This is a genomic window from Roseinatronobacter bogoriensis DSM 18756, from assembly GCF_004366635.1.
Lineage (GTDB): Bacteria > Pseudomonadota > Alphaproteobacteria > Rhodobacterales > Rhodobacteraceae > Roseinatronobacter > Roseinatronobacter bogoriensis.
On record NZ_SORN01000001.1, the window covers coordinates 753,403 to 775,186 of the forward strand.

Genomic DNA, 21,784 nt, shown 5'->3' on the forward strand with positions numbered 1-21,784 from the left:
CTCGCCTATCCATGACGCCATGAGCACCATCCGCTTCACTGATCTGGCCCTGCACCTGCCTGCCACTGTCCCCTTTGTGGGGCCAGAAGCGAATATGCGCGCCACAGGCCGCCCGTTTCGCGCGCGGCTGGGGGCCAATGAAAGCGGGTTCGGGCCGTCGCCCAAGGCAATTTCCGCAATGCAATCTGCCGCATCCGAGGCTTGGATGTATGGCGACAGTGAATGTCATGATCTGCGCATGGCGCTGGCCACCCATCACCAGATCGCGCCCGAGAATATTCTGGTGGGAGAGGGGATTGACGGCATTCTTGGCAATCTGGTGCGGCTGATGGTTGCGCCCGGCGATGCGGTTGTCACCTCTGACGGGGCCTACCCGACGTTCAATTACCACGTTGCGGGCTTTGGTGGGGCGTTGCACAAGGTGCCTTACCGCGATGACCACGAAGACCCCGCCGCACTGCTTGTACGCGCCGAAGAGGTCGGCGCGAAGCTTTTGTATTTCTGTAATCCTGACAATCCGATGGGCAGTTGGCACAGCGCCCGGATTGTTCAGCGTATGATCGACGCGGTGCCCGAGGGCACGCTTCTGGTGCTGGATGAAGCTTATATTGACGCTGCCCCCGAAGGCACGGCCCCGGCGCTGAACACCGAGAATGCGCAGGTGATCCGCTTGCGCACCTTCTCGAAACTCTATGGTCTGGCCGGGCTGCGGATCGGCTATGCCATCGGCGCGGCCCCGTTGATTGCGATGTTCGACCGTATCCGCAACCATTTCGGGGTGGGCCGTATCGCGCAAGCCGGTGCCTTGGCAGCGCTGCATGATCAGACCTGGCTGGCGCGGGTGCAAGCTGAACTGACTGCCGCCCGCAAGATGCTGGCAGAAATCGCGGCGGATAACGGGCTGCATGCCCTGCCTTCGGCCACGAATTTCGTGACAATGGATTGCGGTCGTGACGGGGATTTCGCGCGCAAGCTGGTGCAGGCGCTGATGGCGCGCGATGTCTTTGTGCGCATGCCCTTCGTCGCGCCGCATGACCGGTGCATTCGCGTTTCTGCGGGGCCGCCTGCCGATATGGCTGTCTTTGCCGAGGTCTTGCCGCAAGCCCTGCGCGACATCTGATCGTAGCGCTGGCTTTCCTGCATCTGCGCGCTGCGGGGAACGGCCATCGCATCCCGCCGATCACGTGATTCAAATTTAAGGCGCAGCGCTTCGGGCGTTTCAGGGCAAATGCGCAGGGTGCTGCGAGGGGCACAAAACCCCCACGCCTCAATCCATGAATCAGCCGCCGGTATGGCTCATGTGGCGCGAGACTTGCCCATCCACAGCTTGGCGGGAATAGTCGAAATCATGGCCCTTGGGTTTGCGCAGGATTGCCGCGCGAATGGCGTCTTCCAGCAGTGTATTGTCTGGGTCTGCGCGCAAGGGCGCACGCAGATCAGCCATATCTTCCTGCCCAAGGCACATATACAATTCGCCCGTACAGGTCAGGCGCACGCGATTGCAGCTTTCGCAGAAATTATGCGTCATGGGCGTGATGAAACCGATTTTCTGACCCGTTTCCTCCAGCCGGACATAGCGGGCAGGCCCGCCTGTGCGCTCTGCCAGATCGGTCAGGGTAAACCGCTCGGCCAGTCGCGCGCGCAAGTCCTTCAGCGACCAGTATTGGTCCAGCCGGTCTTCATTGCCCAGATCGCCCATCGGCATAACCTCGATAAAGGTCAGGTCCATGCCGCGCGTGGCGCACCAGTCTTGCAGGGTGAACAGCTCGTCCTCGTTAAACCCTTTCAGCGCAACGGCATTGATCTTGACGCGCATCCCGGCGTCCTGTGCCGCCTCGATCCCGTCCAGAACCTGGGCCAGCCTGCCCCAGCGGGTGATATCGGCAAATTTCTTGTCATCCAGCGTATCAAGCGACACATTGATCCGCCGCACCCCGCAATCCGCCAGATCGCGGGCAAAGCGGCGCAACTGGCTGCCATTGGTGGTCAGCGTCAATTCCTTCAGCGCGCCAGAGTCCAGATGCCGCTGCATGGCCTGAAAATAGGTCATGATGCCCTTGCGCACCAATGGCTCACCCCCGGTGATGCGCAGCTTCTCCACACCCAGACGGATGAAAGTGGTGCTGATACGGTCCAGTTCTTCCAGCGTCAGAAGCTCTTTCTTGGGAAGAAAGGTCATGTTCTCGGCCATGCAATAGACGCAGCGGAAATCGCAGCGGTCCGTCACCGAGACGCGCAGATATGAGATGGGGCGGGCGAAAGGGTCGATCAACGGTGCTGTCATGCGCAATAAACTAACCATCACAATGCACGGCGGCAAGGGGCAAGGCCATTGCCGCCCCCCTGCTTTGGAAGTATGTCTGGGGCATGTCTGGTATACGCCCGTTTGTCATGTTCTGCGCTATGCTGCCCTTGTTGGCGGCCTGTGCGCAATTCCCCGGTTTTGGCCGCACGGTTCAGCCTGACCCCGCCACCACTGTCCAGACCCCCGACAGCGACACGGCCCGACCAGAGGCACGGGCGGGCCGCTCTCCGGTAGCCAGTCTCGGGCAGGCCGGTCTGCGCCCCGAAGCGCTTGATCAGGTCAGCGCCGAAGAACGCGCCGCTGCCCTTGCCCCGGCCGCCGCAGGTGCGCAGCCCTTGGGCGAAACGCTGGCCGCCCTTGGCAGCCCCGCCCAATCTGGCCTGTGGTTGCAGACAGGGCTGGTGACAAGCGTGACGCAGGGGCGGGTGGAGGTGCTGGATGGCAGCGCCTCGTTGCGTGTGGAACTGCGCCCCTCTGGCGCGGCCCCCGGGTCCGGCAGCCAGTTGTCACTCTCTGCCTTCAACAGTCTTGGCTTGCCGCTGACACAACTGGTGCGGCTGCGCGTCTTTGCGCAGTAACCGCGCTTAATCCGCTTTGGCCTGATCGCGCAAACGCTGGAAAAACCCCGTCACCTCTGCCTCGCTGGCGCGGGCGGGCGCGTCATGGTCAATCTCTTCCGGGGTCCAGATCCATGTGGCAACAGGGTCATGCAGCATGGCCCATTTGCCGAACATGCGTTCTTGCACGTGTTTTTCGACATGCATCCGGACCTCGATATGGCGATCATCGCGCCTGATCCGCGCGATTGTGTTTTTCACCTTGTCCTCTGGGCCTTCGAGAAGTTGCAGAAAAATATCCTCGCGGCAGATCAGCGCGCCGGTAATGTCATCATGTTCATTCGCGCGGCGGGCCTGCATCAGGATACCGTTGAGCATGTTGCTGTCATAGCCAAACGGGCGCGAGGAATAGATGATGCGGTAAACTGGCATGGTGGCAATGCTCCCTTTGCTCTGGGGCATCTTGCGGCATATGGGCGGGGGATGCACGCGGAAATAGGGGGGCTGCCTTGCAAGCGCGGCATTGTGGGACTGATCCGGTCTTGGCGCGGAATCAAGGCGCGAAGCGCCGCCGCGCCTCAAAGGGCTGCCCACGGGCACGGCGATTTGGTTGCCACCCGCACACAGCTCTGATCTTGCGCAGATTTGGCCAGCATAAAGCGCTATAGCTCTGACCGAGGATCGCCGCACCGCGGCCCAACGCTGCGCGGCGTGCGTCAGGGGGTGAACACTAGGGGCGCTTTGGGGGCGGGGCAGTTTTCGGCAGGGACTTGTCGCGCATTGGCTTGAATTGGGTGAAATCGAGGGTTGAAGGGTTTTGATCAAGGAAGTCTTCGGCGTCCTTGTCTGTGGTCAGGACGGGGACGGTTTTCGGGGAGGGTTGGGCATAGCGGGCGACCTCGCGGGCGTGCATGTAGCGGGCGCTGATGGGGAGAATTTTGTCTTCCTGCCAGCAAAAGGCATCGACGTCCGCGCGGCCCTCAGGCGTTAGGCCAACAGCGATAAAGCGCTGTTCAGCGGTGGTGGAATGTTCCGGGTCAGGGGCGACGTGAAGCCCTGCGCGGAACATGGCCTCAATCTGGGCGCGGGTCAGGCCGTGCTTTTCGCACTTGCTGTTGTTGCCGTGGTCCCAGGCGAAGTTGATCATAATGCATGTACAAATGTGCGGACGGTCAAGATGTGTTCTTGGCTTCGCTTTCGGCTACTTGCTGTATTTCGACGACCGATCGAGGCCACACTTGGGCTTGATAGCCCTTTAAATTTAGAGATTTCATAGGCCAATCATATTCGGCACTATAGGTCATGCATTTGATATTTGAAATCGTTCCGCAATCATGAACAATACACAAGTGCCGTAGCCGATTAAAAAGGATCGCCAACTTTGCGCAGCGTTCAAAGAGGTGCGACCTAAAGACTGCAATATCTTGAGGAGTTTCGTCTTGCGCTACCTTTTCCATCTCAGAAAAGCTGGGAACTGGATTATTAGGCAACGAGGTTGCTGTAAGCCCGAGCAAATGCTCTAAAGATACAAGTATGATCTTATTCTGACTGGTTGAAATATTTACATCTTCTTTCGACAGAATCGCGTCAATCCGCTTGGTCGTCAAGTCTATTGCAGCTTGAATATTTCCAAGCTCTCGCGCTTTTCTTTCCTCAGCGCGCCCTTCAATTTCAGATCGCTTATTCTCAGTAAGCTGCAAGACTGCAAAAACTAACGCAAGTGGACCAGCTACTCCTCCGAGTAGTGTTCCAAAAGCTGAAAACTCCTCGGCGCCCCAAATCCAAGGGGCGCCGACGTTGATAACAAACAAAGTCACTGCGAGGGTGATAAAGAGTGCAGTAAAACTTGCAAGAAATAGCTTCACTCTCCCCTCACCTCGTAAACTTCTTATACTTCACCCGCTTCGGCTCCAGCGCATCCGGGCCAAGGCGGCGCTTCTTGTCTTCTTCATAGGCCGCGAAATTGCCCTCGAACCATTCCACATGCGCCTCGCCCTCAAAGGCCAGAATATGCGTACACAGCCGGTCAAGGAAGAAGCGGTCGTGGGAAATGATCACGGCGCAGCCTGCGAAATCTTCCAGCGCGGCTTCCAGCGCTTGCAGGGTTTCCACATCCAGATCGTTGGTCGGTTCATCGAGCAATAGCACATTGCCGCCAGAGCGCAGCAATTTCGCCATATGCACCCGGTTCCGTTCCCCCCCCGACAACAGGCCGACTTTCTTTTGCTGGTCACCGCCCTTGAAGTTAAACGCCCCCACATAGGCGCGGCTGTTTACTTCCGCATCGCCCAGCATGATCACATCCAGCCCGTCAGAGATTTCTTCCCACACGGTCTTATTGGCGTCCAGCGCGTCGCGCGACTGGTCCACATAGGACAGTTTCACCGTGTCGCCGAATTCGACTGTGCCGCTATCGGGCTGTTCCTGCCCCGTCAGCATACGGAACAGGGTCGATTTGCCGGCACCATTGGGGCCGATCACGCCGACAATCCCGCCGGGGGGCAGGGCAAAGCTCAGATCCTCGATCAGCAGGCGGTCGCCATAGCCCTTTTTCAGGTTCTCGATCTCGATCACCTTGGCGCCCAGACGCGGACCGTTGGGGATGATGATCTGCGCGCGTCCGACCTTCTCGCGCTCGGATTGTCCGGCCTTTTCCTCATAGGCCTGAATCCGCGCCTTGGATTTGGTCTGCCGGGCCTTCGCGCCTGCCCGGATCCATTCCAATTCACGCTCCAGCGATTTCTGGCGCGCCTTGTCTTCGCGTGCTTCCTGCGCCAGACGTTTGGCCTTCTGTTCCAGCCAGCTGGAATAATTGCCCTCATAGGGAATGCCGCGGCCACGGTCGAGTTCCAGAATCCAGCCGGTAATATCGTCAAGGAAATAGCGGTCATGGGTCACGATCAGGATCGTGCCCTTGTAGTCGATCAGGTGCTGTTGCAGCCAGGCGATGGTTTCCGCGTCCAAGTGGTTGGTCGGTTCGTCCAGCAGCAGCATATCGGGCGCTTCCAGCAGCAATTTGCACAGCGCTACGCGGCGCTTCTCTCCGCCCGAAAGGTTCGTGACGGCGGCATCATCCGGCGGGCAGCGCAGCGCTTCCATTGCAACATCAATCTGGCTGTCCAGATCCCAGAGGTTTTCGGCATCAATCTGATCTTGCAGCGCGGCCATTTCCTCGGCGGTTTCGTCCGAGTAGTTCATGGCCAGTTCGTTGTAGCGCTCCAGCTTGGCCTGTTTCTCGGCCACGCCCAGCATCACATTGCCGCGCACATCAAGGCTTTCATCCAGTTGCGGCTCTTGCGGCAGATAGCCCACGCGCGCGCCCTTCGCGGCCCAAGCCTCGCCCGTGAAATCCTTGTCCTGCCCTGCCATGATCCGCAGCAGCGTGGATTTGCCCGCGCCATTGACGCCCACAACCCCGATCTTCACGCCGGGAAGGAAGTTCAGGCGGATATTCTCAAAGCATTTCTTGCCGCCGGGATAGGTTTTGGACACACCATCCATGAAATAGACAAACTGATTTGATGCCATTGGCCGCTACTCCGCTGCGAAATTGGGTTTTGTGTTCCCTACAAGGGGCAGGCGTGGCGCGCAAGGCTTGCGCAGTTTCCGCTTTCCCTGACGGAAATGTAGATTTTGCGCCCGGCAAGGCTTGTCAAACCGCGTCCAGTCGGTGCTAATACTGGAAACATGATCAAAAAGGCCCTCATGCCCAGCCAACCTGTTATCGAGATTCGCGATTTGCACAAGTCCTATGGGCAGCTTGAGGTGCTCAAAGGGGTCAGCATCAACGCGCAGAAAGGCGATGTGATCTCGCTTATAGGGTCTTCGGGGTCGGGCAAGTCCACGCTGCTGCGCTGTTGCAACCTGCTGGAGGACAGCCAGCAAGGCGAGATTTTGTTCAAGGGTGAACCCGTGCGCTGGAAGGGGCAGGGGCTGAACCGCCAGCCTGCCGATCGCGCGCAGGTCACGCGCATCCGCACCAACCTTTCGATGGTGTTCCAAAGCTTCAACCTCTGGGCGCATCTGAGCGTGTTGCAAAATGTGATGGAAGCGCCGGTTCATGTGCTGCGACAGCCTGTCGCCGAGGTCGAGCAGCGCGCCCGCGCCTTGCTTGACAAGGTGGGCATCGGCGACAAGGCCGATGTTTACCCCGCGCAGATGTCTGGCGGCCAGCAGCAACGCGCTGCCATTGCGCGCGCCCTGTGCATGCAGCCAGAGGCGCTGCTATTCGATGAACCCACTTCGGCACTGGACCCGGAGCTGGAGCAAGAGGTGATCCGCGTCATCAAGGCGCTGGCGGCAGAGGGGCGCACGATGCTGATCGTGACCCATGACATGCGCCTTGCGGCAGATGTTTCCAATCATGTCGTCTTCCTGCATGATGGCCGGATCGAGGAACAGGGGCCACCCGCGTCGCTGTTCAAATCGCCGCAATCCCCGCGGCTGCGCCAATTCCTCAGCCACTCGCTTGTGGACTGAGGCAATCAATCCAAATCCAACACGGGAGAAAGAGATGAAGAAAACTGCCCTCACACTCGCCGCCTTTGCCGTTATGGCATCTGGCGCAATGGCTCAGGATGTGGTGCGCATCGGCACCGAAGGGGCCTATCCCCCCTGGAACTTCATCAATGACAATAATGAAGTGGTCGGGTTCGAGATTGACCTCGGCAATGAGATCTGCGCACGCGCGGAACTGACCTGTGAATGGGTTCTCAATGACTGGGACACAATCATTCCTAACCTGGTTGCGGGCAATTATGATGTGATCATGGCGGGCATGAGCATTACCGAGGCGCGTTCTCAGGTGATTTCATTCACCACCAACTACCTGCCATCGGACCCGTCTGCTTATATGGGTCTGGCTGGCACCGATGCTTCGGTGATCGACAATGGCGTGATCGCTGTTCAGTCCAACACTGTGCAAGCTGGTGTGGTTGCCGATGGCACGGCTGACGGGCTGGAATTCCCGACGCCGGATGAAACCATCTCTGCCGTGCGCAATGGCGAGGCCGATGCCGTGCTGGCCGACAAAGCGTTCCTGACACCCTATGTCGAAGATTCGAATGGCGAGCTGGAATTCATCGGCGATGACTTCTATCCCGGTGCCGGGACAGGTGCCGGTATTCGCCAGTCCGATGACGAACTGCGCGAGACCTTTACCAACATCATCGAAGAGATGAAGGCTGATGGTTCGATCAACGCGATGATCGAAGAGTGGTTTGGCGACGGTATCGCCAAGTTCTAAGCCTGTAGATACCCTGATACCAAGGCCCGCCCCATGCGGGCCTTGGTCACTGATCGCGGGCCCCGGACATGTTTGAATTCTGCACTGACCCTGCAACGCTGCCGCAATGGCAATGGTTCGCGTGTTACCTGACAACCGCGACACATTTTGCGTTCTACCGCTCATTTCTGATGGTCATGCTGCTGCTGGCCATCACGGCCCCGATTGCCTTGGCGCTGGGTCTGGGTGGGGCCATGGCCGTGCGGTCGCGGATCTGGCCAGTCAGTTGGCTGGGCAAGGGCTATGTCAACATCGTGCGCGGCGTGCCTGATATCGTGTTCTTCATGTTCGTGCCCATCGCACTGGGGCAGGGGATTGAATGGGTCTTTCACCAGATCCAATGCCCCGATTGGGACCAGCCGATCCGGCAGGGCAATGATTTCATCGTCTGCCGAGAGGCAAAAGTTCCCGGTGTCAATGCCCCCGCCTGGGTGCGCGATGTCTATGCCTTCTCGATGGCGGTTGTTGCCTTCGCGCTGGTCTTTGGCGCTTTTGCTGCAAATACGCTTTACGGGGCCATGCAGGCCGTGCCCAAAGCCCAGATCGAGACGGCAGAGGCTTATGGCATGACCCGAGGACAGGCGTTTCGCCGCATCGTCTTGCCACAAATGTGGGTCTATGCCATCCCGGGCCTGTCCAATATCTGGCAGATCCTGATCAAGGCCACGCCGCTGCTGTTTCTTCTGGGGCTTCAGGACGCGGTTTATTGGGCGCGTGAATTGGGGGGTCAGAAAACCTCGCTCTACACATATCCCCATCCTGATTGGCGGGTGTGGTATTTCCTTGTGCTGTTGTGCTTTTACCTGTTCCTGACATGGGCATCCGAACGTACGTTCGGGCGGCTGAATGACCGCCTCTCGCGCGGGCAGGCCACTGCGGCAGGGGAACGTCAGCGAAAGGCCGCAACATGACCCGCCCCGGCACTTGTGCATTTTCTTGCTCCAAATACTCCGGGGGGGCGCGCCTTGGCGCGCGGGGGCAGCGCCCCCGAACCGGCATGTCAGGGGCAGCCACATGAGAACCTGCGCCGAGAGCTTCGAGGGCTATATCCTGCGCGCACTGGGGCGCGATTTTGGCGAACGTCTGTTGCCGCGCAATCTTGACATCACCTTGTGTGACCAACTTTTCCTGATCGCCAGCGGGCTGATCTGGAATGTCTATTTCGCCGGTCTGGCCATTCTGTTCGGCTTTTTTCTGGCCGTCGGTGTCGCGGTGGCAAAATTCAGCGAGAACCGCCTGTTCAGCATTCCGGCCAGCACCTTTGTTTTCGTGTTCCGTGGCTCGCCGCTCTTTATCCAGTTCTTTTTCTTCTATTCCGCTTTCGTATTGCTGCCGCGTACGGGCATCGACATTCCGCTGGGGTTTGTCACGCTCACAGTCAATACCTCGGCCCTGACCACAGCACAGGTGGGCGGGTTGATCGTGCTGATCCTGAACACCACCGCCTATTCCGCCGAGTTGTTTTATGGCGCGTTGCGTTCCATCCCCAAGGGTGATCTGGAGGCCGCAGATGCCTATGGCATGAACGCTTTTACCAAGTTTCGCCGCGTGGTGTTTCCGTCCATGTTGCGTCTGGCATGGCCCAGCTACACCAATGAGGCAATCTTTCTGACGCATTCCACCACGCTGGTCTTTCTGTCCGCATTTCCTGCGCGACAGCAGGCTGGAGAGGCATTCTATTACGCGCGCTATTTCGTCGATCAGACCTTTAACCCCTTTGTGGCCTACCCGATTGTGGCGGGGTATTTCGTCTTACTGACCCTGACGATTATTGGGCTGTTTGGGTTGGTCAACCGTCGGCTGAACCGGCATCTGCCGAAGGAACGCCGCCAGCGCATTCGTTTTCGTCCACAGTATATCCGGTGACTTATGGGGCCTGAAGGGTTGCAAAATATCAGAATTGCGGTGCCTGATCTGAATGGGCAGGCGCGCGCCAAGCGTGTGCCCGCTGCACAATTTGACAAAATGATGCGTGGAGAGGCGAAGATGCCCCTTTCCGCGCTCAACCTTGATATCTGGGGCAATGATATCGAAGGCAGTCCGCTGGTTTTTGCCACGGGCGATGCGGACGGGTATCTGCGCCCGACCGAGCGCGGCCTTCTGCCCATGCCCTGGATCGGGCCAGAGGCTGCAATGCTGCCAATGTGGATGTATCATGAAGATGGCCGCCCGTTCGAGGGCGACCCGCGACATGCCCTTGCCGCTGTTGTCGCGCGACTGAAAGCGCGCGATCTGCACCCTGTGACCGCGACCGAGCTGGAATTCTACCTGATTGATGATTCCGGCCCGGAATTCCTGCCACCTGCCAGCCCGGTTTCCGGGCGTCGCGCCATGGGCGCGGCCACCTTGTCCATGCGGATGCTGGATGAATTCAACGCTTTTTTCGATGCGCTTTATGCAGGCTGTGACGCGATGGGGATAGAGGCCGACACGGCCACGTCCGAGGCCGGTCCGGGCCAGTTCGAGATCAATCTGAATCACGGTGTCGATCCGCTGAAAATGGCGGATGACACCTGGCTGTTCAAGATACTGGTCCGCAGACTGGCGCGCCAGCATGGTATGGCAGCAAGTTTCATGGCCAAACCCTATCCCGGTGCGTCTGGTAACGGGTTGCACATCCATGCCTCGCTGCTGGATGGGGCAGGGCGCAATGTGTTTGACAATGGCGGGCCAGAGGGGTCCGAGATGCTGCATCATGCGATTGGCGGGGTGTTGGCCGCCATGCCTGCCTCGACCCTGATCTTTGCGCCGCATTTCAACAGCTACGAACGTCTGGTCCCGCATGCCCATGCGCCGACGGGTGTTTGCTGGGCCTATGAAAACCGCACCGCGTCAGTTCGGGTGCCCTTGGGCGCGCCCAAGGCGCGCAGGTTGGAGCACCGCACGGCAGGTGGCGATGTGAACCCTTATCTGATGATGGCGGCAGTTCTGGGGGCAATGCTGGCCGGGATCGAAGACCAAACACAACCACCCGCACCCGTTACGGGGGATGCCTATGCGCTGGACCTGCGACAAATTCCCGCAACATGGTCCGATGCGCTGGATTTGTTTTCACATGCGCCAGAGATGACGCGCATCTTTGTTCCCATGCTGATCGACAACATGTGCCGCACCAAGCGTCAGGAAATGGCCGGGGTGAAAGACATGTCTGACCAAGCGGTGCGGGAATTGTATCTGGAATCGGTCTGACGCGGGCAAAAACTGCATCTGCGCGGGGCTGGCCCTTGCATGGGGCTGATTGGGTGTGTAGAATTTGATCAAATTATGGATGGCCTTGGTATGAAAATCGGGATTCTGCAAACAGGTCAGGCACCGCAAGACCTGCGGGCGCAGCAGGGCGATTATCCTGCCATGTTCGAGCGTTTGCTGGACGGGCATGGCTTTGATTTCGCGTCCTGGCATGTCGAGGGGATGGAATTCCCCGCATCGGTTCATGATGCCGATGGCTGGCTGATCACTGGCTCTCGACATGGCGTGTATGAAGATCATCCCTTCATCGCCCCGTTGGAGCAGTTCATCCGCGCGGCATTTGCTGCCGGCCTGCCAGTTGTGGGCATCTGTTTCGGCCATCAGATTATGGCGCAGGCTTTGGGCGGCAAGGTCGCCAAATTTGACGGTGGCTGGGCCGTTGGCGCGCAGGAATACGAGATTGAGGGCGAAAAGCTGGTCCTGAACGCCTGGCACCAGGATCAGGTCATAACCCCCCCTGATGGGGCGCAGACCATCGGGCAGAACGCATTTTGCGAACATGCCGCGCTGGCCTATGGCACGCTGGGCTATTCCGTTCAGCCACATCCGGAATTCGATGACAGCTTCATCCAGGGCCTGATAGACACACGCGGGCGTGGCGTCGTGCCCGATGAATTGCTGCACGCCGCCACGGACACACAGGGTGGCGCGCGTCATCCTCATCTTGTTGCACAGCGCATTGCCGCGCATTTCAAACAGTTTGCCACCGCACCCGCCGGATCGGAGAGACCATGACGCGTAATTGGAAAGACATGATACCTCAGCCAGCGCAGGATTTTCTGTCTGGCAGGCGACTGGATGAGATTGAGTGCATCATTGCCGATATGGCGGGTGTGGCGCGCGGCAAGGCCATGCCCGCCTTCAAATTCGACGAGGCATCCACCTATTATCTGCCGACCTCGATCTTCTTGCAGACGATCACGGGCGGCTGGGCAGAGTTTCGCGATGGCGCGGATCTGGAACCTGACATGATCATGCGCCCCGATTTCTCGACCGCGACCGCCGCGCCCTGGACGGCAGACTGGACCTTGCAGATCATCCATGATGCCGAAGATGCCGATGGAAACCCCATTCCGACAGCGCCGCGCAACGTGCTCAAGCGGGTGATAGAAATGTATCACGCCGAAGGGTGGCAGCCGATCATTGCGCCAGAGATGGAATTTTTCTTCGTGGCCCGCAATACAGACCCGAACATGCCGATCATTCCGCCAATGGGGCGCACTGGGCGGCGTGCGGCGGCACGACAGGCGTATTCCATGTCGGCAGTGGATGAATATGGCAAGGTCATTGACGATATCTATGATTTTGCCGAAGCCATGGGGCTGGAAATCGACGGTATCCTGCAAGAAGGTGGGGCAGGGCAGGTCGAGATCAACATGGCGCATGGCGACCCGTTGACGCTGGCCGATCAGGTCTTTTATTTCAAGCGCATGATCCGCGAAGCCGCACTTCGCCATGACATGTTTGCAACCTTCATGGCCAAACCGATCGAGGGCGAGCCGGGCAGTGCGATGCATATCCACCATTCGGTGCTGGACATGAAAACCGGGCGCAACCTGTTTTCCACGGATGACGGCAAAAGCACCGAGGCATTCATGCATTTTATCGGGGGGCTACAGCGACATCTGCCCTCTGCTGTCGCGCTGATTGCGCCCTATGTGAACAGTTATCGCCGCTATGTGCCGGATTTCGCGGCCCCCATCAATCTGGAATGGGGCTATGACAACCGTACCACCGGATTGCGCATTCCCATCTCTTCGCCCGCCGCGCGCCGTGTCGAAAACCGTCTGGCAGGGATGGATTGCAACCCCTATCTGGGCATCGCGGCCTCGCTTGCTTGTGGGTATCTGGGGCTGAAAGAGCAGCTTTCCCCGCGCGAGGAATGTCGCACCAATGCCTATATGGATGACAACGAACTGCCCATGACCTTGGGCGCCGCGGTCGAGATGTTCGACGGGGCCAGCGTGCTGCATGACATTCTTGGTTCGGAATTCTGCAAGATCTACGGTGCGGTCAAGCGCGACGAATATAACGAATTCCTGCAAGTCATCAGCCCTTGGGAGCGTGAGCATCTGCTCCTGAATGTATGAATCTGCTCTTTGCAAATGACCGTGCGGGTGAATACCCGCAAAGCTACTATGCCGCGACGGCCACCCCGCTTGCGCGCTGTCTCGCGCTTGATGGGGCGGTGCGCGCGGATATTTGCATCATCGGCGCGGGGTATACGGGCCTGTCTGCCGCGCTTCATCTGGCGGAACGTGGCTATAGCGTTGCGGTGCTGGAAGCGCATCGTGTCGGGTTTGGCGCGTCGGGGCGCAATGGCGGGCAGGTAGGTCCGGGTCAACGCATCGAACAAGACAGTATCGAGCGGATGGTCGGGTGCAGCGAGGCGCGCAAACTATGGGATATCGGGCTGGAAGCGCGCGATCTGGTGCGCGACCTGATTGACCGGCACCAGATGGATTGTCCGTTCAAACCCGGCGTCATTCATGCCGATTGGAACGCGCGCGATGTGCCCCATGCCCATGCCTATGCAGAAAAGCTGGCGCGGGACTATGACTATACCGACATCACACCGCTGGATCGTGACGCGATGCAGGCCATCGTCAATGCGCCTGTCTATCAGGGCGGTGTGCTTGACAATGGCGCGGGGCATTTGCACCCGTTGCGTTTCGCGCTTGGTCTGGCGCGCGCTGCACAGGCCGCCGGGGTGCAGATATTCGAGGACTCTCTGGTCCTCGACATTCAGCATGGCGCGAAGGTGCAGGTCAAAACCCGCACCGGACATGTTGAAGCGGACCATGTGATCGTTGCCGCCAACGGCTATCTGGGGGGGCTTGTGCCAGAAGTGGCGGCCAAGGTCATGCCGATCAACAATTTCATCATTGCGACCGAACCGCTCGCGCCCGGAACAGTGCTGCACCGCGATGTGGCTGTGGCCGACAGCAAGTTTGTGATCAACTATTTCCGCCTGTCAGAAGATGGCCGTTTGTTGTTTGGCGGCGGCGAAAGCTATGGCTACCGCTTCCCCGATATCATCAAGACTGTCCGCAAACCGATGCTGGAAGTGTTCCCGCACCTGAAGGACACACGGATCGACTATAGCTGGGGCGGGACGCTTGCAATCACCATGACCCGCTTGCCCTGCTTTCTACGCTTGGCGCCCAATGTCGTCTCTGTCTCGGGCTATTCGGGGCATGGTGTGGCGCTGGCCACGATGGCGGGCAAGATTTCAGCCGCTGCAATTGCGGGCCAGTCAGAACAGTTTGACACAATGGCGCGCGTCCATCTGCCCGGGTTTCCGGGCGGGCGCGCCCTGCGCAGCCCGCTGCTGGCGCTGGCGATGACATGGTTTTCGCTGCGCGATCGCCTGGGCCTGTAGGCCGCGCCCCTCTGGTCAGGGGTGCGGCGTGATCCAGCGCAGCGCCTTGCCGCCCCTTACTTGTTCAGCGTTGACAGTTTCTGCTGCAATTCGGCCAGTTGTTTCTTGATCTCGTCCAGCTCTTCACTCTCGGACCCCGGCTCTGACCCAGTGTTGGGCATTCCGGGCCAGCCAGCCATCATGGATTTCATGAAAGCCTGTTGCTGGCGTTGCATTTCCTCAAAGCCGGGCATGGCAGACATCGGATTGGCGCGGGTCATGTTTTCCACGATCTTTGACTGCCCGTCGCGCAGCATCTCGAATGACATGGCCAGAAACTGGGGCACGACGCTTTGCGCTTGCGTGGTATAGCTGCGCACCAGATCATTCAGCACTTCAATCGGCAGCACGCTTTCGCCACGGCTTTCATGTTCGGCAATGATCTGAAGCAGATATTGCCGCGTCAGGTCATCACCGGACTTCAGATCAACAATCTGCACTTCGCGCCCGTCGCGGATAAATCCTGCAATATCTTCCAGCGTCACGTAATCGCTGGTCTCGGTATTGTAGAGGCGGCGGCTGGCATAGCGCTTGATCAAAAGCGGCTTTGCAGTGTCTGACATGGATTCCCCCTCGCCCATGAATATTGCATTGCGGCAAGACTAGGCGAGGATTGAACAAAAGGAAAGGGCGAGCGTCACGCGCTCGCCCTTTGTTCCGGCACCAATCGGGAGGAAATCGTGCCAGGTTTGTCTAGGCCAATTACTTGGCCGAAGCAGTCTTTGCAGCTTTGGTCGCTGTGTCAGTTGCTTTCTTGACAGCAGCAGAAGCTTCTTCCTGCATGTCCTTGCCAGCAGCCATCATCAGTTCAACTGTGTCCATCTGCACTTTTTTCGCGATTTCTGCGAAAGCGGCAACATGCTCGGCGGCCATTTCAGCGGAAGCCGATGTGAAATCGGTCATTGCTTTGGTGTAGTCAGCCGGATCGTCCTTGACGGTCGACATCTCGCCAACTTTGGCCAGCGTTGCTTTTGTCCATTTGGTCGAAACTTCGGTGGACTTCTCAGCAGCTTCGAGAGCAACCTTGCTCATCTTTTCTGCGATTGCGGCCTGCGACTTGAACATGTCCTGCATTGCAGTTGTGTCCATCGGGAACGCGCCCATCATGTCTTTCATCATCTTTGTGTAATCGGTGTTTGCAGCAGCCATGTCAGCTCTCCTTGAGTATGATCATTGCAGATCGCTCTCATGCTCTCTGCCTGTGACCACAATATGCATGCTGCAATGCAGCATTTCAAGGTTTTTTTCTGCGCCGCAGCATTTATTTCCAAAGCGCCGCCAAGTCTATGACATTGCGTTGTTTTTAGAACTGACCACATAGGTGCCCGGCGCGTCACACAGGGCTTTGTGCAAAGAATCGCCGGGAATGCGCGCCGGAATCTGCGCGCCTGAGCGTCTGCGCAGCCATTCTTCCCAATGCGGCCACCAACTGCCCTCGTTGAAACTGGCCTCTTGCAACCATGCCTCTGGGTCACCCGCCGGGGTGGCCCCGGTGTAATGGCCATATTTCTTTTTGCTGGGCGGATTGATGATCCCGGCAATATGCCCCGATTCTGATAGAACAAATGTCTTGTCACGGCTGCCCATTTTCGAGACGCCCCGGAAACTGGACCGCCAGGCCGCGATATGGTCTGTCTCGCAGGCTATGGCAAAAATGGGATGGGCCACGTCTGACAGGCTGACATCCTCGCCACAAATGCGGAAGCTGGCGCTGGCAAAGCGGTCTTGCTGGCAAAGGCCGCGCAAGTATTCGACACACATCCGCCCCGGAAGGTTGGTGCCGTCGCCATTCCAGTACAACAGGTCAAAGGCGGGTGGGGCCTCTCCCATCATGTAGCTGCGGATCGCCGGCCCGTATATCAGGTCATTCGAGCGCAGGAACGAAAAGGTCCGCGACATGAAGAAACTGTCGAGATACCCTTTCTCGGTGCATTCCGCCTCGATCCCATCGACGAAATCATCTTCCAGAAACACACCGACTTCGCCCTGATCCGAGAAATCGGTCAATGTCGTGAACAATGTGGCAGACCGAACAGACTTGTCCTTGCGTTTCTTCATCAAGGCAAGCACCAGCGACAATGTCGTTCCGGCAATACAATAGCCGATGACATTGACCTGTTTCTCGTCCGTGATCTCGCGCGCGACGCGGATCGCTTCCAGATAGCCTTCCTCGACATAGGTATCGAGGCCCACATCCGAATAGCTGACATCCGGGTTGACCCATGACACAACGAAAAGCGTATAGCCTTGGTCCACGATCCATTTGATCAGGCTGTTCTGGGGCTTCAGGTCCATGACATAGAACTTGTTGATCCAGGGCGGGAATATCACCAGCGGCGTGCGATGGACCTTTTCGGTGCTCGGCGCATATTGGATCAACTCGAACATGCGGTTGCGAAACACGACCTTGCCCGGCGTTGTTGCAATATTCTCGCCGACTGAAAACGCATCCTTGTCTGCCAGTGTCACCAACAGATCGCCCTTGTTCGCCTCTATGTCGCGCACAAGGTTTTCAAGGCCCCGAACAAGGCTTTCACCTTCGGTTTCCACGGCTTTCATCAGGGCATCCGGGTTGGTGGCCAAAAAATTGGTCGGGGCCATCATGTCGGTGATCTGTTGCGTGAAATAGCTCAGCCGGCGCTTCTCGCGGTCCGGGATCGTGTCGAGCGATTGCACCGTCTGGTGCATCGCCTCTGTTGCGATCATGTATTGTTGCTTGATGTAATTGAAATAAGGGTGCGATTTCCATAACGGGTTGGCAAAACGCCTATCCGCTGGCGTGTTGTCTTCGGGGGCCTGTAATTTGCCCTTGCGCAAGACTTCCTGCGCCTCGACATGATGCTTCAGCGACTTTCGCCAATATTCCAACTGCTGCTCCAACGCCTTGGAGGGTTGTTTGAACATCTCTGTCCAATATGCAGTTGCAGCATGAAGGAACAGGTCCGAATCGGGGGCTTGCAGGCTTTGTCGGGGGGGCGCGCGATGGGCCAGCGCTTCGGTCAGGCGTTGGGTAAGTTCTTCGATCCGCGCAAGATTCTCTCTCATCCGCGCTGCTTTTTGATCATCTTCATATTCAGAAGTTGTCATAGAATGAAATCCCCCCTATTCTTTGCAGGTGCAGCAAAGCCCTCCACCATTGATCTTAGCTTTGCATAGGTACGAATGAAAGCGACGATTCTTTGATCTATTTGAAGAATATGTTGTCAGTATAGAATGGGGACAGACATGAAGGGCATGGCGACCTACGACTTGATGGAGTCGATTCGAAACACGAATGAGTGGATGGGCGCCTCTGCCCGCGCCTTCGCGTCTTATCCGATATGGGGTCTTGCCCCCAACCCGATGTTCAAGGTCATGTCCGCATGGGGGCGTGTGACTGAACGCAGCTTTGCGCGGATGGTGATCAAACCTGATTGGGCTATTACCAGCATTGTAGGCGAGGATGGGCGCGACCATATCGTCGAGGAAGTGGTCGATATTGCGCGCCCCTTCGGTGACCTGCTGCGTTTCAAGGTGCATGGACGGCCTGAAAAGAAGCGTCGCGTGCTGCTCTGTGCGCCGATGTCGGGGCATTATTCCACGCTTCTGCGTTCGACCGTCGCCAGCCTGTTGCCTGATTGCGAGGTCTGGGTCACGGACTGGCATAATGCACGCGACATTCCTGTGTCCGAAGGCAAGTTCGATATTGAGGATTATTCCATCTATCTGATGGATTTCATGCGTCATATGGGCCCTGATACGCATGTGATTGCTGTATGCCAGCCGGTGCCGCTGGCGCTGGCCGCAACGGCTTATCTTGCAGAACAGGACCCTGATGCACAGCCGCGCACATTGACGCTGATTGGCGGCCCGATAGACCCCGATGCCGCACCGACCGAAGTTACGGATTTCGGCCGCCGTGTCACAATGGGGCAACTGGAACATCTGGCAATCCAGCGCGTGGGCTTCAAGAATAAGGGTGTCGGGCGACTGGTTTATCCGGGGCTTTTGCAACTGGGCGGGTTCATCTCGATGAATATGGACCGCCACGCGCAGGCTTTTGCCGACAAGATAACCGCAGAGGCGCGCGGCGAAGGTGGCGAGCGTGACAAGCATAACCGTTTTTACGACGAATACCTGTCCGTGATGGATATGACCGCTGAATTCTACCTTTCGACGGTCGAGCGTATCTTCAAGGGCCGCGAAATTGCGCGCAACGCCTTTGTTGTTGACGGGCACAAGGTGGATTTCTCGAAAATCACCAATGTCGCCGTCAAGATCGTCGAAGGCGAGAAGGATGACATCAGCGCGCCCGGGCAATGCCTTGCAGCGCTTGATCTTCTTACAAGCCTGCAACCAGAGCAGAAAGCCAGCCACCTGGAACCCGGTGCCGGGCATTACGGTATCTTTGCCGGTAAATCATGGCGCAACAATATCCGCCCGCTGGTCATGGAATTCATGGATGCCCATTCGGGGGGCGATGACGGCCAGAAAGCGCGCCTGACACTGGCCGCCTCGAACGGGTAAGCACCCCAAGACAAGCAAAAGGCCCCGGACAGGTTCCGGGGCCTTTTGTTTTGCCAAACCGTAGGATGAAGGTGTTGCGTCTTGCATCTGCGCGCCTGGCATCCTGCAAGATGGTACCGCTGGCGCAAATTTCGTCAGCAGGCATTTCATTTCGGGGCCATGCGCATTAGATGATGCCATCCAAATCATAAGAGAAACCGAGTTTTCGCATGCATGACACCGATCTGACCAAAGCCCTCGCGCCCGTTGCCAATGCCCTGCTCAAGGCGGCCCGCGCGGCAGGCGCGGATGCTGCCGATGCCGTCGCCATAGACGGGCGGTCTATCTCGATTGATGTGCGCAAGGGCACGTTGGAACAGGCCGAACGCTCCGAAGGGGTGGATATCGGGCTGCGCGTCTTTATCGGGCAGCGGCAGGCATGCATCTCGTCATCTGACACGCGTCCCGAAACTCTCGAAGCAATGGCCGCGCGTGCGGTCGCAATGGCCCGCGAAGCCCCCGAAGACCCCTATGCCGGGCTGGCTGATACGGCGCAGCTTGCCATGCTGCGATCTGCCGAAGGGTTGGAACTGTTCGACCCCGCGCCAGAGCCTGACCCTGCCACATTGCAGGAAGATGCCCGCCGCGCCGAAGCGGCTGCGCAATCGGTCAAGGGGGTGACGCAGGTGCAATCCGCCTCGGCGGCCTATGGCTCACAAGCGATCTGGCTGGCGGCCACGAACGGGTTTCAGGGCGGCTATGGGCGCAGCTCGCGCCATATTTCCTGTGTTGCGATAAGTGGCGAAGGCACCGGGATGGAGCGCGACTGGTGCGGCGAAGGGCGCATTTTTCAGGCCGACCTGCCAGACCCGGAATCGGTCGGGCTGCTGGCAGCCGAACGCGCCGTTGCACGCCACGGTGCGCGCAGACCCAAGACCGGCGCTTATCCGGTGCTGTATGATGAGCGTATCGCCTCCAGTCTGATCGGGCATTTGCTGAGTGCGATAAATGGCAGCGCAATCGCGCGCGGTTCCAGCTGGTTGCGCGATGCGATGGGCACGCAGGTCTTGCCCAAGGGGATTACCCTGCGCGAAGACCCGGTGCGCGTGCGCCGTTCCGGCTCTCGCCCGTTCGATGCAGAGGGGCTGCAAAGCCGCGTCAAGGATCTGGTTGCTGATGGGGTTTTGCAGTCCTGGGTTCTGGATCTTGCGACCGCGCGCAAGCTGGGGCTGGAAAGCACCGCCAATGCCGTGCGCGGCACCTCTGCGCCGCCATCGCCCTCAACCTCGAACCTGATATTGACGCAGGGCGACAAATCGCGCGAGGATCTGATCGCGGAAATGGGCACGGGCCTGCTGGTCACCTCGCTTATCGGATCGACGATCAATTCCACAACAGGGGATTATTCGCGCGGTGCCAGCGGGTTCTGGGTCGAGAATGGGCAGATTGCCTATCCCGTCAATGAATGCACGATCGCGGGCAATCTGCGCGACATGCTGACCCGCATCATCCCTGCCAATGATGCGCGCGACCATCTGTCCAGCGTCGTCCCGTCACTTCTGGTCGAAGGGATGACCCTTGCGGGAGAGTGACGATCTGGCCCTGCTCATCTCTGCCGCCCATGCCGCCGGAGCGATTGCGCGCCGCCACTTTGGCGAAGGGCCGAAATCTTGGGAAAAGAGCGCAGGCCAAGGCCCGGTTTCCGAGGCGGATCTGGAAATAGACGAAATGCTGCGCGCCCGTCTGATGGCCGCGCGCCCCGACTATGGCTGGCTATCCGAAGAGAGTGCCGACAACCCCGCCCGTCTGAACTGCGCGCGCGTCTTCATTGTGGACCCGATTGACGGAACGCGCGCCTTTCTGGACGGGCAGAGCGGGTTTGCCCATGCGCTGGCGGTGGTTGAGCATGGCAGCCCTGTTGCGGCGGTCGTCCATCTGCCAATGATGGGGCTGACCTATACCGCCGCGCGCGGGCAAGGGGCGTTTCTTGGTGACCAGCGCCTAGAGGTTACGCCATGTGCCTCGCCATCTGGTGCGCGGGTGCTGGCCACGCGCGCGCAGATGACGGGCGCAAACTGGCCCGGGGGGCTGCCCGCGATTGACCGGCATTTTCGCCCCTCGCTTGCATGGCGGCTGGCGCTGGTGGCCGAAGGCAAGTTTGACGGCATGGTCAATCTGCGCCCGACATGGCACTGGGACATTGCCGCTGGCGCCCTGCTGATCGAAGAGGCAGGCGGCCTGATTACAAATGCTGCGGGCAAAGATGTGCTGTTCAACACGCCCGAACCTTTCGCAGATGGGGTGATCGCAGCCGGTTCTGGCTTGCATTCTGCGCTTATGCGCCACAGGCGGGGCCGTTGAGCAGACAGATGCGGCAGAAAATACTCTCCTCTCCGGACCGGAATTGCCGTATCACAAGGTAAAATCGGTGCAAAGCCACAGAAGGGTTCACAATGCCATTCCATCGGGCATATGTTTTGATG

21 protein-coding genes are annotated in these 21,784 nt (G+C 58.6%); 13 read left to right on the top strand and 8 right to left on the bottom strand.

What is annotated here, in order from left to right; genetic code table 11:
- The first annotated feature begins 19 nt into the window (after positions 1–19).
- Complete coding sequence (locus EV660_RS03415) at positions 20–1,120, top strand: pyridoxal phosphate-dependent aminotransferase (RefSeq protein ID WP_071481394.1); 1,101 nt, start codon at positions 20–22, stop codon at positions 1,118–1,120.
- Between the two features lie 159 nt (positions 1,121–1,279).
- On the opposite strand, the gene moaA is transcribed toward EV660_RS03415, so the two are convergent.
- Positions 1,280–2,284, bottom strand: coding sequence for a GTP 3',8-cyclase MoaA (gene moaA / locus EV660_RS03420; protein ID WP_071481393.1), 1,005 nt, complete (start codon positions 2,282–2,284; stop codon positions 1,280–1,282).
- An 83-nt stretch (positions 2,285–2,367) separates the two neighbouring features.
- Here moaA and EV660_RS03425 point away from each other — a divergent pair, with 83 nt between their 5' ends.
- Positions 2,368–2,883: a D-galactarate dehydratase gene (locus tag EV660_RS03425; RefSeq protein WP_100319185.1), complete on the top strand. Its 516-nt coding sequence runs from the start codon at positions 2,368–2,370 to the stop codon at positions 2,881–2,883.
- Positions 2,884–2,889: 6 nt separating this feature from the next.
- Here the strand turns inward: EV660_RS03425 and EV660_RS03430 are convergent, their stop codons facing one another.
- The 4 genes from EV660_RS03430 to ettA form a co-directional block, all read right to left on the bottom strand.
- A complete protein-coding gene (locus EV660_RS03430) occupies positions 2,890–3,324 on the bottom strand; it encodes a BLUF domain-containing protein (RefSeq protein WP_232727295.1) in 435 nt (144 codons plus the stop codon).
- A 268-nt stretch (positions 3,325–3,592) separates the two neighbouring features.
- Positions 3,593–4,009 (bottom strand): BrnT family toxin, encoded by a 417-nt coding sequence (locus tag EV660_RS18815; protein WP_071481391.1) that lies wholly within the window; start codon positions 4,007–4,009, stop codon positions 3,593–3,595.
- 25 nt (positions 4,010–4,034) lie between these two features.
- The gene (locus tag EV660_RS03440) at positions 4,035–4,727 is read right to left on the bottom strand and encodes a hypothetical protein (protein WP_100319184.1); all 693 of its coding nucleotides are present in this window, start codon (positions 4,725–4,727) and stop codon (positions 4,035–4,037) included.
- 7 nt (positions 4,728–4,734) lie between these two features.
- The gene (gene ettA, locus EV660_RS03445) at positions 4,735–6,390 is read right to left on the bottom strand and encodes an energy-dependent translational throttle protein EttA (protein ID WP_071481389.1); all 1,656 of its coding nucleotides are present in this window, start codon (positions 6,388–6,390) and stop codon (positions 4,735–4,737) included.
- A 177-nt stretch (positions 6,391–6,567) separates the two neighbouring features.
- On the opposite strand from ettA, the gene EV660_RS03450 reads away from it, so the two are divergent.
- From EV660_RS03450 to EV660_RS03485, 8 genes are all read left to right on the top strand, one after another.
- Positions 6,568–7,341, top strand: a complete 774-nt coding sequence (locus tag EV660_RS03450) for an ABC transporter ATP-binding protein (protein WP_084635135.1) — start codon at positions 6,568–6,570, stop codon at positions 7,339–7,341.
- Between the two features lie 34 nt (positions 7,342–7,375).
- Entirely contained in the window at positions 7,376–8,107 is a 732-nt protein-coding gene (locus EV660_RS03455; protein WP_071481387.1) for a transporter substrate-binding domain-containing protein, read from the top strand.
- A 68-nt stretch (positions 8,108–8,175) separates the two neighbouring features.
- Entirely contained in the window at positions 8,176–9,057 is an 882-nt protein-coding gene (locus tag EV660_RS03460; RefSeq protein WP_071481386.1) for an ABC transporter permease, read from the top strand.
- Between the two features lie 103 nt (positions 9,058–9,160).
- Positions 9,161–10,012 carry an ABC transporter permease gene (locus tag EV660_RS03465; protein WP_071481385.1) on the top strand — a complete coding sequence of 284 codons (852 nt, stop codon included), beginning with the start codon at positions 9,161–9,163 and terminating at the stop codon, positions 10,010–10,012.
- 3 nt (positions 10,013–10,015) lie between these two features.
- A complete protein-coding gene (locus EV660_RS03470) occupies positions 10,016–11,335 on the top strand; it encodes a glutamine synthetase family protein (RefSeq protein ID WP_071481384.1) in 1,320 nt (439 codons plus the stop codon).
- A gap of 90 nt (positions 11,336–11,425) precedes the next feature.
- Positions 11,426–12,130, top strand: a complete 705-nt coding sequence (locus EV660_RS03475; RefSeq protein ID WP_071482249.1) for a type 1 glutamine amidotransferase — start codon at positions 11,426–11,428, stop codon at positions 12,128–12,130.
- A complete protein-coding gene (locus EV660_RS03480; RefSeq protein ID WP_071481383.1) occupies positions 12,127–13,485 on the top strand; it encodes a glutamine synthetase family protein in 1,359 nt (452 codons plus the stop codon). The genes EV660_RS03475 and EV660_RS03480 overlap by 4 nt, the downstream gene beginning before the upstream one ends.
- The gene (locus EV660_RS03485) at positions 13,482–14,777 is read left to right on the top strand and encodes an NAD(P)/FAD-dependent oxidoreductase (RefSeq protein WP_071481382.1); all 1,296 of its coding nucleotides are present in this window, start codon (positions 13,482–13,484) and stop codon (positions 14,775–14,777) included. Before EV660_RS03480 ends, EV660_RS03485 begins: the two co-directional genes overlap by 4 nt.
- A gap of 56 nt (positions 14,778–14,833) precedes the next feature.
- Here EV660_RS03485 and phaR read toward each other — a convergent pair whose 3' ends face one another.
- From phaR to EV660_RS03500, 3 genes are all read right to left on the bottom strand, one after another.
- On the bottom strand, positions 14,834–15,379 hold the full coding sequence (phaR, locus tag EV660_RS03490) for a polyhydroxyalkanoate synthesis repressor PhaR (protein ID WP_071482248.1): 546 nt from the start codon (positions 15,377–15,379) through the stop codon (positions 14,834–14,836).
- Between the two features lie 139 nt (positions 15,380–15,518).
- The gene (locus EV660_RS03495; RefSeq protein WP_071481381.1) at positions 15,519–15,965 is read right to left on the bottom strand and encodes a Phasin; all 447 of its coding nucleotides are present in this window, start codon (positions 15,963–15,965) and stop codon (positions 15,519–15,521) included.
- 135 nt (positions 15,966–16,100) lie between these two features.
- Complete coding sequence (locus EV660_RS03500) at positions 16,101–17,861, bottom strand: PHA/PHB synthase family protein (RefSeq protein ID WP_232727294.1); 1,761 nt, start codon at positions 17,859–17,861, stop codon at positions 16,101–16,103.
- A 180-nt stretch (positions 17,862–18,041) separates the two neighbouring features.
- Here EV660_RS03500 and phaZ point away from each other — a divergent pair, with 180 nt between their 5' ends.
- From phaZ to EV660_RS03515, 3 genes are all read left to right on the top strand, one after another.
- On the top strand, positions 18,042–19,322 hold the full coding sequence (phaZ, locus tag EV660_RS03505; RefSeq protein WP_071482247.1) for a polyhydroxyalkanoate depolymerase: 1,281 nt from the start codon (positions 18,042–18,044) through the stop codon (positions 19,320–19,322).
- A 209-nt stretch (positions 19,323–19,531) separates the two neighbouring features.
- On the top strand, positions 19,532–20,893 hold the full coding sequence (locus EV660_RS03510) for a TldD/PmbA family protein (RefSeq protein ID WP_375781703.1): 1,362 nt from the start codon (positions 19,532–19,534) through the stop codon (positions 20,891–20,893).
- The gene (locus EV660_RS03515; protein WP_071481379.1) at positions 20,880–21,662 is read left to right on the top strand and encodes an inositol monophosphatase family protein; all 783 of its coding nucleotides are present in this window, start codon (positions 20,880–20,882) and stop codon (positions 21,660–21,662) included. Before EV660_RS03510 ends, EV660_RS03515 begins: the two co-directional genes overlap by 14 nt.
- Positions 21,663–21,784: the final 122 nt, after the last annotated feature.